Here is a 16,927-nt window from a genome sequence, read left to right on the forward strand (position 1 = left end):
GCAGAACCAGCGCCTTTCGGAAACCATCGGATCGATGAGATGGCGGCCATGCGCGGCCTGGTGCACGTGGCCATGGCCACGTGCACCAGGCCGCATCGGTTCATCGTATTCGAGCATTCAACGCGCTGGGACTGACCGGCCGGCTGGAAGTGTTCGCCGCGGCCAACGATTGGGTGAGCGCGCCGAAGCTGGGATGGGGGCGATATGCTGGCTGCTGCGGCACGCTGCCGTACGATGACGGCAACACTCTGGGGCAAGGCGCGCGGAATATCCGGCTGCTGCCAACGGTGCTTTCTGTACCGCCAGGAACGATTGCGACATCCGTAGACCAGACACTGACTTTCACGGGGGCGAACTCCATCAGTTTTCCTGATCTGGGCGATTTTTCCAGTCCTGATTATGCTGATCGACAGCGCCTCAGTGTCGGCGTCACGCACGGAACCTTAACGGTAGTCAACACGGCCGGTGTCAGCTTTATCGGGCCGAACGGTTCGGCCGCATTTGAGTTCGAGGGTTCAAGTAGCGGCGTGCGAGTGGCGCTGGATGGGCTGATCTCTACACCTGTTGCAGGCTACGAAGGCGGTGACCTGCTCGTCGTCACATTGAGTGGGCGTTTCGTTCATCCGCAAGGCCAGGCTGGCGTAGTAGAGATTGATCGCAAGGACATCCCGCTGCGCGTAGGTACAACGCCGGTGACATTGCAGTCCTTCGACATCGATTGACGTCCGCGACGGCACACCCAAGCGCCGAGTAGTCGCGATGACGCCTCGCCCTTGCAATACACGGCGGCATGCGTAGGCGACAGAAATTGTGTGAGTGGCTTGCACCATCGCCATCAACGTGTTGGTCGCGCGGTTCCCGCCTGTCCGAAATCGTCGGATCGATGGCATGGCGGTCATGGGCGGCCTGGTGCATGCTGCCGTCATGGCCACGTCTACGCGCACCCGCCGCATCGGTTTCGTCGTCTTCGAGAATTTCAACGCGCTGGATCTGACCGGCCCGCTGGAAGTGTTTGCCGCGGCCAATGACCTGGCGCAGGAACAGGCTGCCCGCCGTGCCAGGCCGCTTTACGAAGCGGTGATTCTCGGCCCGGCCGTGCGCGTCTATCGGGCCGAGTCCGGCGTGGCGGTCAAGGCCGATGTGCGGCTGGCTGCGTCACCGCCGCTGGATACCGTGCTGATGCCGGGCGGTCATGGCATCCGCGAGCCGGCCACGCTGCGGCGCCTGGCTGCCTGGCTGCAGCAACAGGGGCGTGTGCGCCGCATCGCCTCGGTCTGCACCGGCGCCTATGCACTGGCCGAGGCCGGCCTGCTCGACGGTTGCCGCGTCAGCACGCACTGGCGCCATGCGCAGAAGCTGGCGCAGCGCTATCCGGCCTTGCAGGTCGATGCCGATGCGATCTTCCTGCACCAGGGCCGCTGCTATACCTCGGCCGGCATCAGCGCCGGCATCGACCTGGCCCTGGCCCTGCTGGCCGAGGACCACGGCTCTGCGCTGGCACTGGCCGTGGCACGGGAACTGGTAGTGCCGTTCAAGCGCGACGGCGGGCAGAAACAGTATTCCGATTCGCTTGCTTTCCAGACCCAGGCCGGCGACCGCCTGGGCGAACTGAGTGCCTGGATGCTGGCCAATCTGGCACAGGACCTGTCCCTGCCCCGACTGGCGCAGCGCGCCTGCGTGAGTCCGCGCCAGCTCAGCCGGCGCTTCCAGCAGGCCTTCGGCCTGGCCCCGGCGGCGTATGTGGAAAAGTTGCGTGTGGAACAGGCGCGCCAGCGTCTGAGCGAAAGCCGCGCCAGCATTGCGCGCGTTGCCGCCGCAGTGGGTTTTCGCAGTGCCGATGTGTTCCGCCGTGCGTTCGAGCGGCGCGTCGGCGTCAACCCGGCGACGTATCGCGCGCGTTTCGGCGCGGCACTCGCCGCGTCTTCGACTTAGGAGCACCTCGTGTTCAGCCGATGCTTGATTGTCCTCGCCCTGCTGTCAGGCAGCATGTGCGTGTTCGCCCAGGCGGCGCCCGATTTCGGCGCCGTGGAACAGCACGCGCAACAGGCGATCGCCGCGGGCAAGGTGCCGTCGCTGGCCTTTGCGCTGGCCGTGGACGGCAAGATCGTCTACGAGGCGGCCTTCGGCTTTGCCGACCAGGCCGCACAGGTTGCCGCGACGCCGCATACCGCCTATGCGCTGGCATCGGCGTCCAAGCCGGTCACGGCGACGGCGCTGATGCTGCTGGCCGAAAAACGCAAAGTGGATTTGTCAGCACCAGTGCAGAAGTATCTTGCGCCGCTGAAATTCCGTGACGGTGCCGGCCGCGGTGCTGCGGTGAACCTGGAACAGCTGCTCAGCCATACCTCGGGGCTGGGCACGTATGCGCAGATTCACTACGGCGACGCGATTGCGGCGGCGCCCGACATGGTGGCGGTTTTCCGGCGCTACGGCGTACTGGTGCAGAAGCCCGGCACGGTGTCGGAATATTCCAACCTCGGCTACGGCCTGATCGGCGAAGTGATACAGCGCCGCAGTGGCGAAACGTTCGAGGCCTTTCTTGCGCAGCAGCTGTTTGCGCCGCTGCAGATGGCCGACTCCTTCGTCGATACACCGGGTACGCGGGCCGTGGCGGTGAACTACGGCGTGGACAACGAAGTGCTGCCGCCGCTGCACAACGACACGCTGGGTGCAGGCAACATCCACTCCAGTGCGCACGACCTGGCGCGTTTCGGGCTGTTCCATCTCGATCCGGCTGTCGTGGCGCCGGGCCTGCTCAAACCGGCCACCGTCGCGCGCATGCAGCGCCAGGCACAGCCGCGGGCGTTCCATCATTACTACGGCAAGTCGTACTACGGCCTGGGCTGGTATGTGCGGCCCGACGACAACGGCTACCGCGTGCTGTGGCACGAAGGCGGCATGCCGGGAGCGAGCAGCATTCTCAAGCTGCTGCCGGACCAGCGGATCGCCGTCGCGGTGCTGGCCAATCGCAGCGAGGCGAATGCGATTACCCAGGCCATCGCCAACGAACTGCTGCAGGTGGTGCAGCCGGACTATCGGCCGCTGCCGCTGGACGCCGTGGCGAACTACCAGCCGTATGCGGCGCAGGCGGAATTCCTCGGGCGCTGGAGCGGACATGTCCTGGTCGAGGGCTATGAACTGCCGTGCACGCTGGAATTCAAGGCCGATGGCAAGGTGCAGGTCAGCTATGGCAAGGCGGGCGCGCAGACGCAGGCCGAGACCGGCGGCCTGGTTTATCGCGACTCGTTCATCGGCGCGATACCGGGCAGGCTGCCGGTGGCTGAGCAGGCGCAGGCCGCAAGTCCGCTGCTGTTGCTCAAGCTGATCCGGGACGGCAAGCGGATCAACGGCGGCATGGTGGCGTATGCGTCGCCGCAGCGGCTGGAGTATCTGCTGCCGTTCTATCTGCGTGTGGAACGGGAGAAGTAGTGTTTGCGCAATTGGCTAGTTGTTCGGGTCTGGCGGGACGCGAGCCGGCGCCGACAATCGCACGGCGTCGCTGGCAAGTACCGCCCCCTCACCTGGCCTCTCCCCCAGGCGAGCTTGGGGGAGAGGGATTCAAGCATCGCGCGCAACATTCCACGCAAGTTACTGCAACCCAGCAGCGCTGCTCCCGACGGCGATGGCGGGTTCAATTTATCCTGCTGTCCTTCAAGTTACCCACTACCCTTCAAGGCAACAGCTCCACCCGGTTCGCCGCCCCGCTCAAATCCCGGTTCAAGGTAATCCAGATCTCGTTCGGACTGCTGCGCAGCGAAGGGAAATAATCCACATCCAGCACCAGCACCGCGCCGTTGAAACGCAGCGTGGCCGGATACGCGGTCACCCCGCGTACGACCAGCAGCGGCTTGCGCAAGGTGCCGCTGCCGACGGCGATATTCGCATCCAATGCGTTGCCGGCGGCGTTGAAGGTCACGGCGGCATAGACCGGGTCGTAGCCGGCCGGCGCATAGGCGATGGTGTCGACACGGCCGGCGCCTGCGGGGCCGCTGGTCGCCACGCTGCCGATGCTGGCCGTGGCGGTCAGCGATTGCATGGTCTCGACCTGGCCTACCTGGGCACCGACCGGATCGGTGGAATGCGTGCCCAGCACGATATGCGTGGAATAGCTCTTGCGCGGCCAGCCTGCGGCGGTTGCATTCGGCAGGGGGCCGCCCCAGTAGGCGCTGCCATGGACGTAGTAGCTGGTCTGGCCGAGGAAACCGAAATTGGTGCCCCAGGCCAGGCGCGTGTTGTTGGTCGGTGTGTTGACGCCGCCGAAGGAATAGTTGATCGACTGGTACGGCCAGTTGTAGTCGCACGGCATCAGCGAGGCGGGGCTGGTACAGGCGTTGCCGGCGGCGCTGGTGCTGTTCCAGCGGCTGGTGCCGAAGTAACCGCCGGCGTCCTGCTGGGCGATGGGCTGGGTCTGTACCGTGCCCATGGTGGCGTCGACGGCGGTTGTCCACAGTTTTACATAGGGAATAGTGTTCGGCGTGTTCCAGCTCCAGCTGGAGCTGTAGGTGGCCGGGCTGCTGGTGGTCTGGAATTTGTAGCGGTCGCCCCAGCCTATGCCGGCGATGGTGCTGTGCGCGCCGGGCGTGGCGGCGCCGTCGAATAGCAGTTCGCCGTAGGGCGCGCGGGAATCGGCTTCGATTGCATCGGCCGGCGTGGCGCTCAGATCCCAGCTGATGGCCCAGAGCGGAAAGTCGTGGCCGCTGGCAAACACCCAGTCCAGCGTGACGGGTACGTCGTAGCGCGTATTCGGCGGCACGGCCGTGGTTGTCGACCAGCGCGGATAGTTCTGGCTGAAGCGGAAGATGGCGTGGTGGCGGCCGGTCCACACGCGCTGCAGCTGGCCGGTGAAACCATGGCCCAGCGGCGAGTCGTCGGTGCCGATACCGGTAGAGCCTTCGCTGCGATGGCTGACGACGTAGCCGAAGCCGCTGGCGCCGCTGCTGTTGGACGCGCCTACCACGCGGGTGTTACCGCCGACCTGGTAGCGGAATTCCCGCAGCTCGCCGCCGCGGCTGCCGTTCGGGCCGCTCTGGCCGGTGTTGTGGGCGAGTACGGCGACACGGGGCTGGTTGGCCGAATCGCGCCAGGTGAAGCGGTCGCTGGTCATGCCCAGCACGCTGACGCCTTGTTCCTGCACCAGGCCGTTGGCGGCCGGCGGCAGGCTGGAGGATTCGAAGCCGTTGCGGAAGATGGCGTCGGCCGGCAGGACGACGGGCTCGGCCAGCACGATATCGTCGATATACAACACCGGCTGGGCGACGGCCGAATCGCTTTGCAGGTCGATGCGGTCGAACGCACCGTTGTAGTTGAGCGCGCCGCTGGTCAGCGGCACGACCACCTCGCGCCAGGCACCGGCGACCAGGGCGCCGCCGCTGATGTAGGCATCCAGTTCGGCCTGGGCGACGATGACGTCGTTGTGCTGCAGGTACAGGCGCAGCTGCTGGCCGCCTGCGGCACCGCCGTGCACCCAGAAGCGCAGGCTGGGGTAGGCCGCTGTGCTCAGGTCCGGATCGTGGAAGAACGACAGGGCATTGAAATTGTTTGGCTGGCCGTTGCCGCCGGCGAAGCGGATCGAGAGCGTGCCGCTGTGCGCCTGTTCGTTGCTGCCGAAGGTGGCGCCGCCGCCGTAGGAATAGTTGTCGAAGCCGTTCTGCAGCGCTTCGTCGTAGACGGCGAGGTTGGCCGACCAGGCCGGTACGCACCAGGCCGGCGCGGCCAGCACCCACAGCAGCAAACCCGTCCACTTGCGCATGATCGTCTCCGAAGGGCGGAACTGGCCGGACGCCGCCGCGGTGGGGCGTCCCGGTACGCTTCCGGCTTGCTCTGCTTACGCGTCTTGGCGGCCGCAAGCGACATCGCGGCGCGGCCGAGCATACTCTGGCGTGTTGTCAGTCACTGCCGCGGCGGCAGGGAGCGGACACGTTCCACCAAAGGCGGGGCATATCAAACGCCTGTTCGGCATACAGCCGGCCCGCCTAAGCCGGTAGACTTGGACCGATGCGCCACCGGCGCCGCCGCTTTCTCAGAACGACAACAGCAAAGAACGCCACTCCTCCCCAGGGCATACGGCGTTCGTGGAGGGATACCCATGAACATGCTGCAGGACATCCTCAACCAGGATCTCGACCCCACCGAAACCCAGGAGTGGATCGACGCGCTCAACGCCGTGATCGGCGCCGACGGCCCGGAGCGCGCGCATTACCTGCTGGAACGCATGGTCGACGCGACGCGCCGTGCCGGCGGCCACCTGCCGTTCCAGCCGACCACCGAATACGTCAATACCATTCCGACCCAGGCCGAAAAGCGCAATCCCGGCAATGCGGCGCTGGAATGGCGCATCCGCTCCCTGGTGCGCTGGAACGCGCTGGCCACGGTGGTGCGGGCCAACCGCAAGCCGGGCGAACTGGGCGGCCATATCGCCAGCTTCGCCTCCTCGGCCACGCTGTACGATGTCGGCTTCAACCATTTCTGGCGCGCCCCCAGCGAGAACCACCCGGGCGACCTGCTGTATGTGCAGGGCCACTCCTCGCCGGGCGTCTACGCCCGCGCCTTCCTCGAAGGCCGCATCAGCGAATCGCAGCTGGACCGCTACCGCATGGAAGTCGACGGCGGCGGCCTGTCGTCGTATCCGCACCCCTGGCTGATGCCCGATTTCTGGCAGACGCCGACCGTGTCGATGGGCCTGGGGCCCATCATGGCGATCTACCAGGCGCGTTTCTGGAAGTACCTGGAACACCGCGAGATGCTGCCGGTGTCCGACCGCAAGGTCTGGTGCTTCATGGGCGACGGCGAAACCGACGAGCCCGAATCGCTGGGCGCCATCTCCCTGGCCGGGCGTGAAAATCTGGACAACCTGATCTTCGTGATCAATTGCAATCTGCAGCGCCTGGACGGCCCGGTGCGCGGCAACGGCAAGATCATCCAGGAACTGGAAGGCGTGTTCCGCGGCGCCGGCTGGAACGTGATCAAGGTGGTCTGGGGCTCGTACTGGGATCCGCTGCTGGCCCGCGACACCAAGGGCCTGCTGCGCAAGCTGATGATGGAAACCGTCGACGGCGAATACCAGGCCTGCAAGGCGTTCGGCGGCGCGTATACGCGCGAGAACTTCTTCGGCAAGTACGCCGAGCTGAAGGAAATGGTCGCCAACCTCAGCGACGAGGACATCTGGCGCCTGAACCGCGGCGGCCACGATCCGCACAAGGTGTATGCGGCCTATGCCGAGGCAACGACGAATGCCAACGGCCGTCCCACCGTGATCCTGGCCAAGACGGTCAAGGGCTATGGCATGGGCGGCGCCGGCGAGTCGATGAACATCACCCACCAGCAGAAGAAGATGGACGACGAGGCGATCCGCGCCTTCCGCGACCGCTTCAATATTCCGGTGGCCGACGACAAGCTGGCGGACGTGCCGTACTACCACCCGGGCAAGGATTCGCCGGAAGTGCAGTACATGCTGGAGCGCCGCGCCGCGCTGGGCGGTTCGCTGCCGCAGCGCCGGCAAAAGTCGGAATCGCTGCCGACGCCGGCACTGGCCGCGCTGGAACAGATCACCAAGGGCAGCGGCGAGCGCGAAATCTCCACCACCATGGCCTTCGTGCGCGGCCTCAACCTGCTGCTGCGCGACAAGGCCATCGGTCCGCGCATCGTGCCCATCGTCGCCGACGAGGCGCGTACCTTCGGCATGGAAGGCATGTTCCGCCAGATCGGCATCTACGCGCCGTTCGGGCAGAAGTACAAGCCGCAGGATTCCGACCAGCTGCTGTACTACCGCGAAGACCAGGCCGGCCAGGTGCTGCAGGAAGGCATTACCGAAGCCGGCGCAACCTGCAGCTGGATCGCCGCGGCGACCAGCTACAGCACCAACAACCTGCCGATGCTGCCGGTCTTCATCTTCTATTCGATGTTCGGCATGCAGCGCGTGGGCGACCTGTGCTGGGCTGCCGGCGACATGCGCGCCCGCGGCTTCCTGATCGGCGGTACCGCCGGACGTACCACGCTCAACGGCGAAGGCCTGCAGCACGAGGACGGCCACAGCCATCTGCTGGCCGGCTCCATTCCCAACTGCAAGGCCTACGACCCGACCTTCTCCTACGAAGTCGCGGTGATCCTGCAGGACGGCACGCGCCGCATGCTGACCGAACAGGAAGACGTGTACTACTACATCACCGTGATGAACGAGAACTACAGCCACCCGGACCTGCCCGCAGGCGCCGAGGAAGGCATCATCAAGGGCATGTACCTGTTCAAGGACGGCGGCAAGCCGAAGAAGAACGCGCCGCATGTGCAGTTGCTGGGCTCGGGCACCATCCTGCGCGAAGTGATTGCCGCGGCCGAGCTGCTGGAGAAGGATTTCGGTGTCAGTTCCGATATCTGGAGCTGCCCCAGCTTCACCGAGCTGCGCCGCGACGGCCACGACGCCGAGCGCTGGAACCGCCTGCATCCGGAAGACAAGCCGCGCAAGGCCTATGTCACCAGCTGCCTGGACGGCCGCGCCGGGCCGGCCATCGCCGCGACCGACTATGTGCGCCAGCATGCCGATTCGATCCGTGCCTTCCTGCCTGACGGCATGCGCTATACCGTGCTGGGTACCGATGGTTTTGGCCGCAGCGATACGCGGGCCAACCTGCGCCGCTTCTTCGAGGTCGACCGCTACTACATCGCCCAGGCGGCAATTGCTGCATTGGCGGCAGAAGGGAAAATGCACGCCAAGGACGTGGCGCGGGCGATCAAGGAATGGAAGATCGACGCGGACAAGGCCAACCCGACCAGCGTCTGAGCCATGCTGCTGACCGGCGTATTGCTGGCAGCGCAGCTGCTGCCGGCAAAACTCGAGCTGCCGGAAAACCACTGGCGCGTGGTGGCGCGGGTGGAAGTGGACGCGACCGGGTCGATCTCATCCATCGGCTTCGGCCAGAAGCTCAAGCCGGTACTGGAAAATTACCTGCGCGCGCGCATCGCGCGCTGGCGTTTCGAGCCGGCGCTCAAGGACGGGGTGGCGGTAGGCAGCAGTACCAGCCTGTCGCTGATCCTGCGTCCGGCGGAAGACAACAAGGGCATACGCCTGGTCAATGTTTCCGCTGGTCCGCCCATGCTGACGGTGCAGGAACCGATCTACATGGAAAACCACGCCGACGCCGGCTATCACGGCACCGTCGTGGTTAAGTGCCGCGTCAATGCGAAGCGCCGCTGTGTCGATGCCAGCGTAGACCAGGCCTCGGCACGCGGGCCGATGCCGGAAAACCTGCTCAAGGCGATCCGCAAATGGTCGTTCGAACCCGACCGCATCGCTGGCGAGCCAGTCGAGACCTGGATCGAGGTCGGCCTGTGCTTCAAGGCTTCTCGCGGCCAGGCCGGCTGCGAAGCACCGATGGACGAACTGGCGGTTCGTGTCACCGACTCGGTGCGGCTGCGTGCGGAAAGCGTCAGCTTGCCGTAGTGCGGAGCACCAGCGGCCCGCAGTGCGGCCGCCGCAGGTTTCGTTGCGCCATGGCCGCTGCTTTCAGGTCAGTCCCGTATCCACGGTGGCCGGAAAATCGCTGCGCGGCGGCACGAACTTCAGCGCGACGGCATTGGCGGTCTTGCCGGTGGTCTGATCGTGGGCGACGCTGGCAGCGCGCTGTACGGCCTTGTGCGAGGCGCGCCAGATCTGGTCTGTCGGGTAATGCGACGAGCCACTCGTCCAGCGCGGATGGCCGGTCTTGGCGGCGGACGGTATTTCCCGCGAACCGACGCGCGGGCCGGTCAGCAGAGGCAGCCAGATGGCTTCCTTGGCATCGCTGTCGATGCAGAGGAAATAGTGCTGCGCCTTTACTGCCAGGTCGATATCGCAGCTGCAGCGTGCGCCCTGGTTGAGCAGTTCGTCCGGATCGAGGCGGAGCACCAGCCCCGGCGTGTGGATATGAGCCATGCAGCTGCCTTCGTAGCGGAACAGCGCCCACCTTGACGGTTTGCGGCGCGTTGTGCAATCGCTGTAGCCGTCGCGCCGGGCCGCGGCAGCGATACGTGGCAAAAAACGCCGGGCAATGGACGCGACGATCACGATTGATATCGAACTTCGATTAGCCCGTTACGGGCCAACCGGGGGCGGAGTGTCGGCGCCGGCCAGCCCGGCCGGTACACAACGCAAAGCCTGCAGTCGTCTGCCAAAGTAGGGAAAACGCCTGTCCAGGGGGAAATCGAGGGATATGAAAATCGGATCTTGCGTGGCTACGGCCGCGGCAGGGCTACTGCTGTCGGCGCCACTGGCACGGGCTGGCCAGGTCGGCCTGGAACTGGTCAAGGACATCGATACCGCCGTCGTGTCGCGCAGTTCGGAGCCGCAGCGGTTCCGCAGCATCGACGGCAAGGTCTATTTCGCCGCGAAAACGCCGGAAACCGGCGAGGAACTATTCGTCAGCGACGGCAGTGCCACGCCGCCGCGACTGGTCGCCGACATCGCGCGCGGTGCCGGTTCGTCAATGCCGACGGCGCTGGGCATGGCGGGCGGGCGCCTGATTCTCGCCGGCAACGATGGCTATCGTGGCGAGCAGTTCTGGGCGGTCGATGCGACAGGGGCGGCCACGCGCCTGAGCAGCGCGGCCATGCCCAGCTATGGCGAACCGCCACGGGCGCTGGGCAATGCCGGTGGCAGGCTGGTGTTTCGCGAGCGCGGCAGCTCGGTCTGGTCCAGCGACGGCAGCGCGGCCGGTACGCAGCGCCTCAATCTCTATCTGGGCGATGCGGCACCGCTGGCCTGCAGCGTCGGCGGGCGCGTGGTGATGCTTGACCGGTACAGCTTCAAGGCGGGCCTCGTTGCCACCGACGGCACGCCGGCCAACACGGTGAAAGTGGCCGAGCTGGACGGTGCGGAGAATGCCTACGCGGCGAGCGGCGGCGGCTATTGCTACTTCGGCATTCACGGCCATGCGCACTGGAAGATCTGGCGCAGCGACGGTACCGCCGCCGGTACTTCGCTATGGCGCGAATCGACTACCGATTCCAGGCTTTGCGGCATGGCCATGCTCGGCTCGCGCGTATACGTGCTGGAGCAGCGTAACGGCGTGCGTCTGGTCGACGCAGAAGAGCAGGCGGTGCGCCTGAGTCTGGTGCAGGACCAATGCCGTACTCCGTTGGGCATGTGGGTTGCGGCCGGGCGGCTGGTGTTCTTCGCGCCGCAGGACGACATCAACAATTCCGGCAGCCGCGCTCTCTACGTGAGCGACGGTACCAGTGCGGGTACCCGGCCGCTGGCACTGCCAGCCAATGTATACGATTGGCAAACGCTGAAAATGGCCGGCATTGGCGAGCATGTCGTGTTTTCCACAGGTTATACCGCTACCTACTCGATCGACCCCGTCGCTGGCTCGATTACCGCGCTGCCGACGTATCTGCAGGGGCTGGAGCAATCTGACCTGGCCGTGCTGGACGGCGCGATGCTGCTGTCGGCAAATGACGGGATTCATGGCTATGAACCCTGGCGCAGCGACGGTACCGTGGCTGGCACGGGGCTGCTGCACGACGTGTGGCGGGCCAATGCCGACGGCCTGATCGGCTACGACACTGCGCAGCCGGCGGCAGCGGTCGGCGATACCCTGTTTTTCCTGCGCCATCCGGCTAGCGACGAAGGCGGCGCGCGCCAGTTGTGGCGCAGCGACGGCAGCGAGGCCGGCACCCGGGCGCTGCCGCGCGACACCTACGACGGCGCGGCCGTAGCCGGCATGGTTGCACTGGGCGACGGCGTGCTGTTTGTCACTGAGCGCCACGGCAATCCGGCTGGCCACGGCGTCTACCGCGCCGATGCGGGCCTGAGTGCCGCGGGCCTGGTCTGGGCCGACAGCTTCTACCCCTCGCTGTTGCAGGCCATTCCCGGCGGCGGCGCCCTCTTTGCCTGTGGGGGCACTGGCAATGGCAACGTGTGTGCGCTGGCACCGGGTGTGGCGCAGCCGGCCATCGTGGCGCCGGCATTGCAGTCGGACGGAAATGCGCAACCCCTGGGGCAGCTGGGCAACCTGGCGTTTTTCATGGGGATGGCGGGCAGTGCCGACAGGGGCGGCCTCTGGCGCAGCGACGGCACCGCGCCGGGCACGTACCGGATAGCGCCCGATCTCTACCTGCCTTCGCTGGGCTGGTACCACAGGCCTGCCGCAGTGGCACACAACGGCCGGCTCTGGTTCCCTGCCTGCCGCACCGGCGATGACAACTGCACCCTGTATGTCAGCGACGGCAGCAGCAACGGCACGCTGCGGCTTGCCGATCTGCCGACGAATGTCATGGACATCGAACCGCTGGGCAGCCGCGTCGCCATTCTGGTGCAGAGCAGCAGCACACAGCTGTGGATCAGCGACGGCACTGCTGCGGGCACGTTTGCTGTGGCCAGTTTCACCGGCGCCGGCGCGCCGGCTCTGGCAAGCACGGGCGATTACGTGCATTTCATTGCCGGCGACACGTCCAGCCCTATGTACTACGTCTCCGACGGCACTGCTGCCGGAACGCGGGCAGTGGCGTTGCCGCCGCAGACCCGCCCGGGCGGAGCGGCACCCGTCGCGCTCGATGCCGACACGCTGGTATTCCGCTGCACTTCGCCAACCACAGGCGAAGAATTCTGCGTCACGGATGCGCGTGGCAGCCAGGTACGCCTGTTGCGCGACGTCTTTCCTGGCCCTTCCTCGTCCTCGCCGCAGTTCGTCGGCAGGGCCGGCGCGGCCGCGTATTTCGCCATCGACGATGGTCGCCACGGACGCGAGCTGTGGCGCGTGCAGGTGCTGGGCGATGCCATCTTCGCCAACCGTTTCGAATGACCGCAGCAGGGGCCGCCGCGTCAGGCAGCTCCAGGAACTTCCAGGATCAGACAAGAATGCGTAATTCGCTTTGTGTATTAATCATTTTGTCCGGTGCGCAGGCGGTGCAGGCCAGCGAGATCCAGGCACGCCTGGTCAAGGACATCGCCACTGCTCCGGCCAGTGCTTCGGCAAATTCCAGCCCCCGGCATTTCCGGCAGTTCGGTGGCCGGGTGTACTTCAGCGCGGCGACGCCACTGCTGGGCCGCGAGCTGTACACCAGCGACGGCGTGTCGCCACAGGCGCAACTGGTACACGATTTTGCCGCCGGTCCGGCTTCGTCCCATCCCAAGGCAGTGGGCCTGGCCGGCGGACGTCTGGTCGTGGAGGCTGACGATGGCGTGCAGGGCAACGCGCTGCTGGGGCTGGACCGCAGCACCGGTGCAACGACTGCCTTGCTGCATTTTTCTGGCTCGGGCAGTAGCGACGAATGGGTCAAGCCGGTTGCCCAGCTTGCCAACCACGTGCTGTTCCGCACGCTCGAACACCTGCTCACCACCGACGGTACGCCCGCCGGCACGCAGCGTCTGGTAGACATGCCGTACAGCGTCAACCTGGCCGATTCGGTCTGCGTGCTGGGCAGCGGCGCGATGTTCGTCGCGCCGTCGGCCAGCGCGACGCAGACCCTGTGGCATACGGGCGGTGCCCGCGCCAGCAACCGCGTCGTCGCCGGACTGGCGCAGGAAACCGGCCTGATCGGCGTTTCCGGCAACGGCAGCCAGTGCTATTTCCTGTTTTCCCGCGGCAGCGGCTGGACCTTGTGGCGCAGCGACGGCAACAGCGCCACCTTCGTCGCGGCGCAGGGCAGCATGATTGGCCGCGGCGTGGCTGCGGCAAGCAATTTCGCGTACGTCCTCGACGGCGGCAGTGTCTCGCAACCGTTGCGCCTCTGGCGCAGCAATTTTGCCCAGCCGATCGCCAGCTATCCGCTGGAGGCAGTGGGGCCGAACCGTATGCGCGCGGTGGGCGACAGGCTGGTGTTCAACGGCCCTTACCAGGAAGGCAGCAACTACCCCCGCTCTGCCATTTTCGTGAGTGACGGCACGGCAGCGGGTACGCAGCGGGTGACGCCTGCCGCTGGCCTGGAAGCCATGGATGAGTACCAGGCCTATACCGTCAACGGCAGCACGCTGCTGCTGGGCAATGTGAGCAGTATCTGGAAAATCGACACGGTGGCCCGCAGCGTGGCACGCGTCAGCAGCGGCCTGGACAGCCTGAACTGGCGCGACAGTACTGCACTCAACGGCGCGCTGATCGGCAACAGCCGCAGCGATACGGCGGGCAGCGAAGTGTTTCGCAGCGACGGCAGCACTGCAGAGCCGCAGCTGTTGCACGACGTATGGCAGGCCAATGCCAGCAGCCTGTACTACGCCGAACCGGGCGTGAGCATCGGCAATACCTTGTTTCTCGCCAGCGTCGCCGATCCGCAACAGGACGATTACGGGCGCACGGCGCTGTGGCGCAGCGACGGCAGCGAGGCCGGCACCCAGCCACTGTCGCGAAGCGTCTACGGCGAAGGCAGTGTCCAACGCCCGGTCAGGTTCGGCGACCGCATCGTATTCGGTGCGCGCCTGCGTTCGGCGTCGAGCACTGCGTTCCATATGACGGATGCAACATTTTCCACTTCGTCCCAGCTGGTCGCGGCGTCGTACCGTGAAACCTTGCAGGCCTTCGGCATGAACGGCGCCGGCGGTGTGCTGATGGGGTGCCAGCTCGGCAGCGCTTTCGGCAACGACAATCTGTGTTCGGTGCGCGCCGGCGAAAGCCAGGCGGCACTGATTGCCCCGAACTTGCTCAACAGCGGCTATCTGCTGCCCATCGGCAGCAGCGGCGCAGTGGCGCTGTTCTTCCATCGGGGCTTCGGCAGCGACGCCGGCCTGTGGCGCAGCGACGGCACCGCGCCGGGCACGATGCGGCTCGATCCCGACCTGCGCGCCGTCGATGCTTCGTATGGCGATGTCGCGGCATTCCCGTTCCAGGGCGGCCTGCTGTTCAACGCGTGCAACGACCTCACCGGCCAATGCGGACTGTACCGCAGCGACGGCAGCCAGGCCGGCACGCAGTTCGTCGTGGACTTGCCACGGCGTGTGCTGCAGTTTGCTGCGCTGGGCGAGCGCGTCGCGCTGATACTGGGCCAGAGCAGCGATCAGCAGCTGTGGATCAGCGACGGCACGGCGGCCGGTACCGATCTGCTGCGCTCGTTCGCCGGACGGTCGATGTCGCCGATGGTGAGCTTTGGCGATCGCCTGCATTTCATCGTCAGCGCTCCCTGGCCAGGCAACCTGCCGCCGGACTACTACGTCTCCGACGGGCGCAAGGAGGGTACGGCGGCGGTAACCCTGCCTGCTGGCCTGCGCCCGGATTTTGCCTCTTTGACGGTGCTGGATACGGAAACCGCGGCCTTCGGCTGTCACACGGTCGAAACCGGCAGCGAGCTGTGTGCGATCGACAGCGATGGCGGTAACCCGCGCCTGATCCTGGACATACAGCCCGGCCCCGAGTCGTCCCGGCCCAGTCTGGTCGGCTCCACCAGCGAGGCAACCTATTACGCCGCTGACGACGGCTACCACGGCTTCGAGCTGTGGCAGGTCAAGGCGCGTGCGGAGCGCATCTTCCGCGACGGTTTCCAGTAGCGCGACAGTGCCCGTCGGCGGGCCGTGCCGTCGCCGGGCTGTTCCCTGATGGCGTCCAGCGAAAGCGCCGTGGCGTTGCGCCGGGCTTCTTTCGCTACAGCTGCAGCAGCCCGGCCACTGACACTGCAGCGAGTGTCCTGGCTGTACGCATCCGTATGCCTGCGCGGTAGCATCGCGCCGGGGGAATTGTCCCCGTCGCGAGAGCCCGACGTGGACCTGTGCCAAGGTTTTGCCCGATCTGCTGCCGGCCTGGCACTGCTGGCCGGCGCTGCGGTTCACGCCGCCGACCTTATTCAGTTCGAGCCCATCGTCGGTGGCCTGGACCGGCTGACTTCCATCGTCGCCACGCCGAACTATCCGGATACGGTCTGGGTGGCCGAGCAGGCCGGCCGCGTTCGCCTGGTGGAAAACGAGGTGCTGCGTGCGGTGCCGTTCCTGGACATCACCGACCGCACCCTGTCCAGCGGTTTCGAGCAGGGCCTGACCGGTTTTGCGCTGGCACCGGCATTTCCGGCCAGTCCGTATGTCTATGTGCACTACATCCGGCTGGACCAGGCCTCGCAGGTATCGCGTTTCCGCCTGTTGCCGGGGCCGCTGCTGGCGGCCGATCCTGCCTCGGAGCTGGGGTTGCTGACGCTGCCGCAGGGACACCCTACGCACAACTGCAACGAAGTGCGTTTCGGCCCCGACGGCTTTCTCTATATCGGCTGCGGCGACGGCGGCCCGCCGTTCACGCCGCTGCATGATCCGCAATCGCTGGCGGAGTTGTATGGAAAGATACTTCGCATCGATGTGAATAATGTTCCAATCGGCCAGCCCTACGGCATTCCGGCCGATAACCCCTTCGTGAACACGCCCGGCGCGCGGGCGGAAATCTGGGCGCTGGGTGTGCGCAATCCCTACCGCTTCAGCTTCGATACGCTCAACGGCGACCTGTGGCTGGCCGATGTGGGCCAGTCGCAATGGGAAGAGGTGAACCGGGTGCCGGCCGGCACGCCGTTCGGCGTGAACTTCGGCTGGAGCCGCATGGAAGGCGCGCACTGCTATCCGGACGAAGGCTGCGATACCAGCAGCCTGTGGCTGCCGCTGCTGGAGTTTTCCCATAGCGTCGGCTGCGCCGTGATCGGCGGACTGCGCCTGCGCAATACCGCGCTGATCGCGCTACAGGGGCGTTATATCTACGCCGACCTGTGCACTGGCCGCGTGTTCGGTGCGCAGACCGGCGACGAAACCCAGTGGAGCAGTGCGCTGTTGGGTACGGCACCGCGCCAGCCCACGGGTTTCGGCCAGACCGCCGACGGCCAGTTATGGATGGGCAGCTACGGCGTCGGCGATGCGGTGCTTTTTCGCATCGTCGTGGTCGATGCGCTGTTTGCCGATCGCTTCGAATGAACCAGGCCACGCTTTGACTAGGCCTGTACGCACCGATTGCGCACAATCGCCCGATGGATGCTGAAACGCCAATAGCGCGCGCGGCGATTC

The 16,927-nt window shown here is 66.1% G+C and carries 10 protein-coding genes; 8 read left to right on the forward strand and 2 right to left on the reverse strand.

What is annotated here, in order from left to right; genetic code table 11:
• Window positions 1-80 precede the first annotated feature (80 nt).
• From DFR29_RS14175 to DFR29_RS14185, 3 genes are all read left to right on the forward strand, one after another.
• A complete protein-coding gene (locus DFR29_RS14175) occupies window positions 81-722 on the forward strand; it encodes a hypothetical protein (protein ID WP_133819277.1) in 642 nt (213 codons plus the stop codon).
• Between the two features lie 166 nt (window positions 723-888).
• Window positions 889-1,932: a GlxA family transcriptional regulator gene (locus DFR29_RS14180; protein ID WP_208113597.1), complete on the forward strand. Its 1,044-nt coding sequence runs from the start codon at window positions 889-891 to the stop codon at window positions 1,930-1,932.
• Between the two features lie 9 nt (window positions 1,933-1,941).
• Window positions 1,942-3,429: a serine hydrolase domain-containing protein gene (locus tag DFR29_RS14185; protein WP_133819278.1), complete on the forward strand. Its 1,488-nt coding sequence runs from the start codon at window positions 1,942-1,944 to the stop codon at window positions 3,427-3,429.
• 241 nt (window positions 3,430-3,670) lie between these two features.
• Here DFR29_RS14185 and DFR29_RS14190 read toward each other — a convergent pair whose 3' ends face one another.
• A complete protein-coding gene (locus tag DFR29_RS14190; protein WP_133819279.1) occupies window positions 3,671-5,749 on the reverse strand; it encodes a hypothetical protein in 2,079 nt (692 codons plus the stop codon).
• 336 nt (window positions 5,750-6,085) lie between these two features.
• Here DFR29_RS14190 and aceE point away from each other — a divergent pair, with 336 nt between their 5' ends.
• Both aceE and DFR29_RS14200 read left to right on the forward strand, forming a co-directional pair.
• Window positions 6,086-8,773, forward strand: coding sequence for a pyruvate dehydrogenase (acetyl-transferring), homodimeric type (gene aceE, locus DFR29_RS14195; protein WP_133819280.1), 2,688 nt, complete (start codon window positions 6,086-6,088; stop codon window positions 8,771-8,773).
• A gap of 3 nt (window positions 8,774-8,776) precedes the next feature.
• Window positions 8,777-9,433: a TonB family protein gene (locus tag DFR29_RS14200; RefSeq protein ID WP_133819281.1), complete on the forward strand. Its 657-nt coding sequence runs from the start codon at window positions 8,777-8,779 to the stop codon at window positions 9,431-9,433.
• A 63-nt stretch (window positions 9,434-9,496) separates the two neighbouring features.
• On the opposite strand, the gene DFR29_RS14205 is transcribed toward DFR29_RS14200, so the two are convergent.
• The gene (locus tag DFR29_RS14205; protein ID WP_133819282.1) at window positions 9,497-9,904 is read right to left on the reverse strand and encodes a hypothetical protein; all 408 of its coding nucleotides are present in this window, start codon (window positions 9,902-9,904) and stop codon (window positions 9,497-9,499) included.
• A gap of 277 nt (window positions 9,905-10,181) precedes the next feature.
• On the opposite strand from DFR29_RS14205, the gene DFR29_RS14210 reads away from it, so the two are divergent.
• The 3 genes from DFR29_RS14210 (at window position 10,182) to DFR29_RS14220 (ending at window position 16,837) form a co-directional block, all read left to right on the forward strand.
• A complete protein-coding gene (locus tag DFR29_RS14210) occupies window positions 10,182-12,773 on the forward strand; it encodes a hypothetical protein (protein WP_133819283.1) in 2,592 nt (863 codons plus the stop codon).
• Between the two features lie 56 nt (window positions 12,774-12,829).
• Window positions 12,830-15,445, forward strand: a complete 2,616-nt coding sequence (locus DFR29_RS14215; RefSeq protein ID WP_166654087.1) for a hypothetical protein — start codon at window positions 12,830-12,832, stop codon at window positions 15,443-15,445.
• 210 nt (window positions 15,446-15,655) lie between these two features.
• Window positions 15,656-16,837, forward strand: coding sequence for a PQQ-dependent sugar dehydrogenase (locus DFR29_RS14220; protein ID WP_166654088.1), 1,182 nt, complete (start codon window positions 15,656-15,658; stop codon window positions 16,835-16,837).
• Window positions 16,838-16,927: the final 90 nt, after the last annotated feature.

Origin of the sequence: Tahibacter aquaticus (assembly GCF_004363655.1) — a bacterium.
GTDB classification, from domain to species: Bacteria; Pseudomonadota; Gammaproteobacteria; order Xanthomonadales; family Rhodanobacteraceae; genus Tahibacter; species Tahibacter aquaticus.

Coding starts and splice junctions, on each gene's coding strand:
- DFR29_RS14205 (WP_133819282.1), bottom strand. CDS start 9,904: ATGGCTCATATCCACACGCCGGGGCTGGTGCTCCGCCTCGATCCGGAC.
- DFR29_RS14210 (WP_133819283.1), top strand. CDS start 10,182: ATGAAAATCGGATCTTGCGTGGCTACGGCCGCGGCAGGGCTACTGCTG.
- DFR29_RS14190 (WP_133819279.1), bottom strand. CDS start 5,749: ATGCGCAAGTGGACGGGTTTGCTGCTGTGGGTGCTGGCCGCGCCGGCC.
- aceE (WP_133819280.1), top strand. CDS start 6,086: ATGAACATGCTGCAGGACATCCTCAACCAGGATCTCGACCCCACCGAA.
- DFR29_RS14200 (WP_133819281.1), top strand. CDS start 8,777: ATGCTGCTGACCGGCGTATTGCTGGCAGCGCAGCTGCTGCCGGCAAAA.
- DFR29_RS14180 (WP_208113597.1), top strand. CDS start 889: ATGGCGGTCATGGGCGGCCTGGTGCATGCTGCCGTCATGGCCACGTCT.
- DFR29_RS14215 (WP_166654087.1), top strand. CDS start 12,830: ATGCGTAATTCGCTTTGTGTATTAATCATTTTGTCCGGTGCGCAGGCG.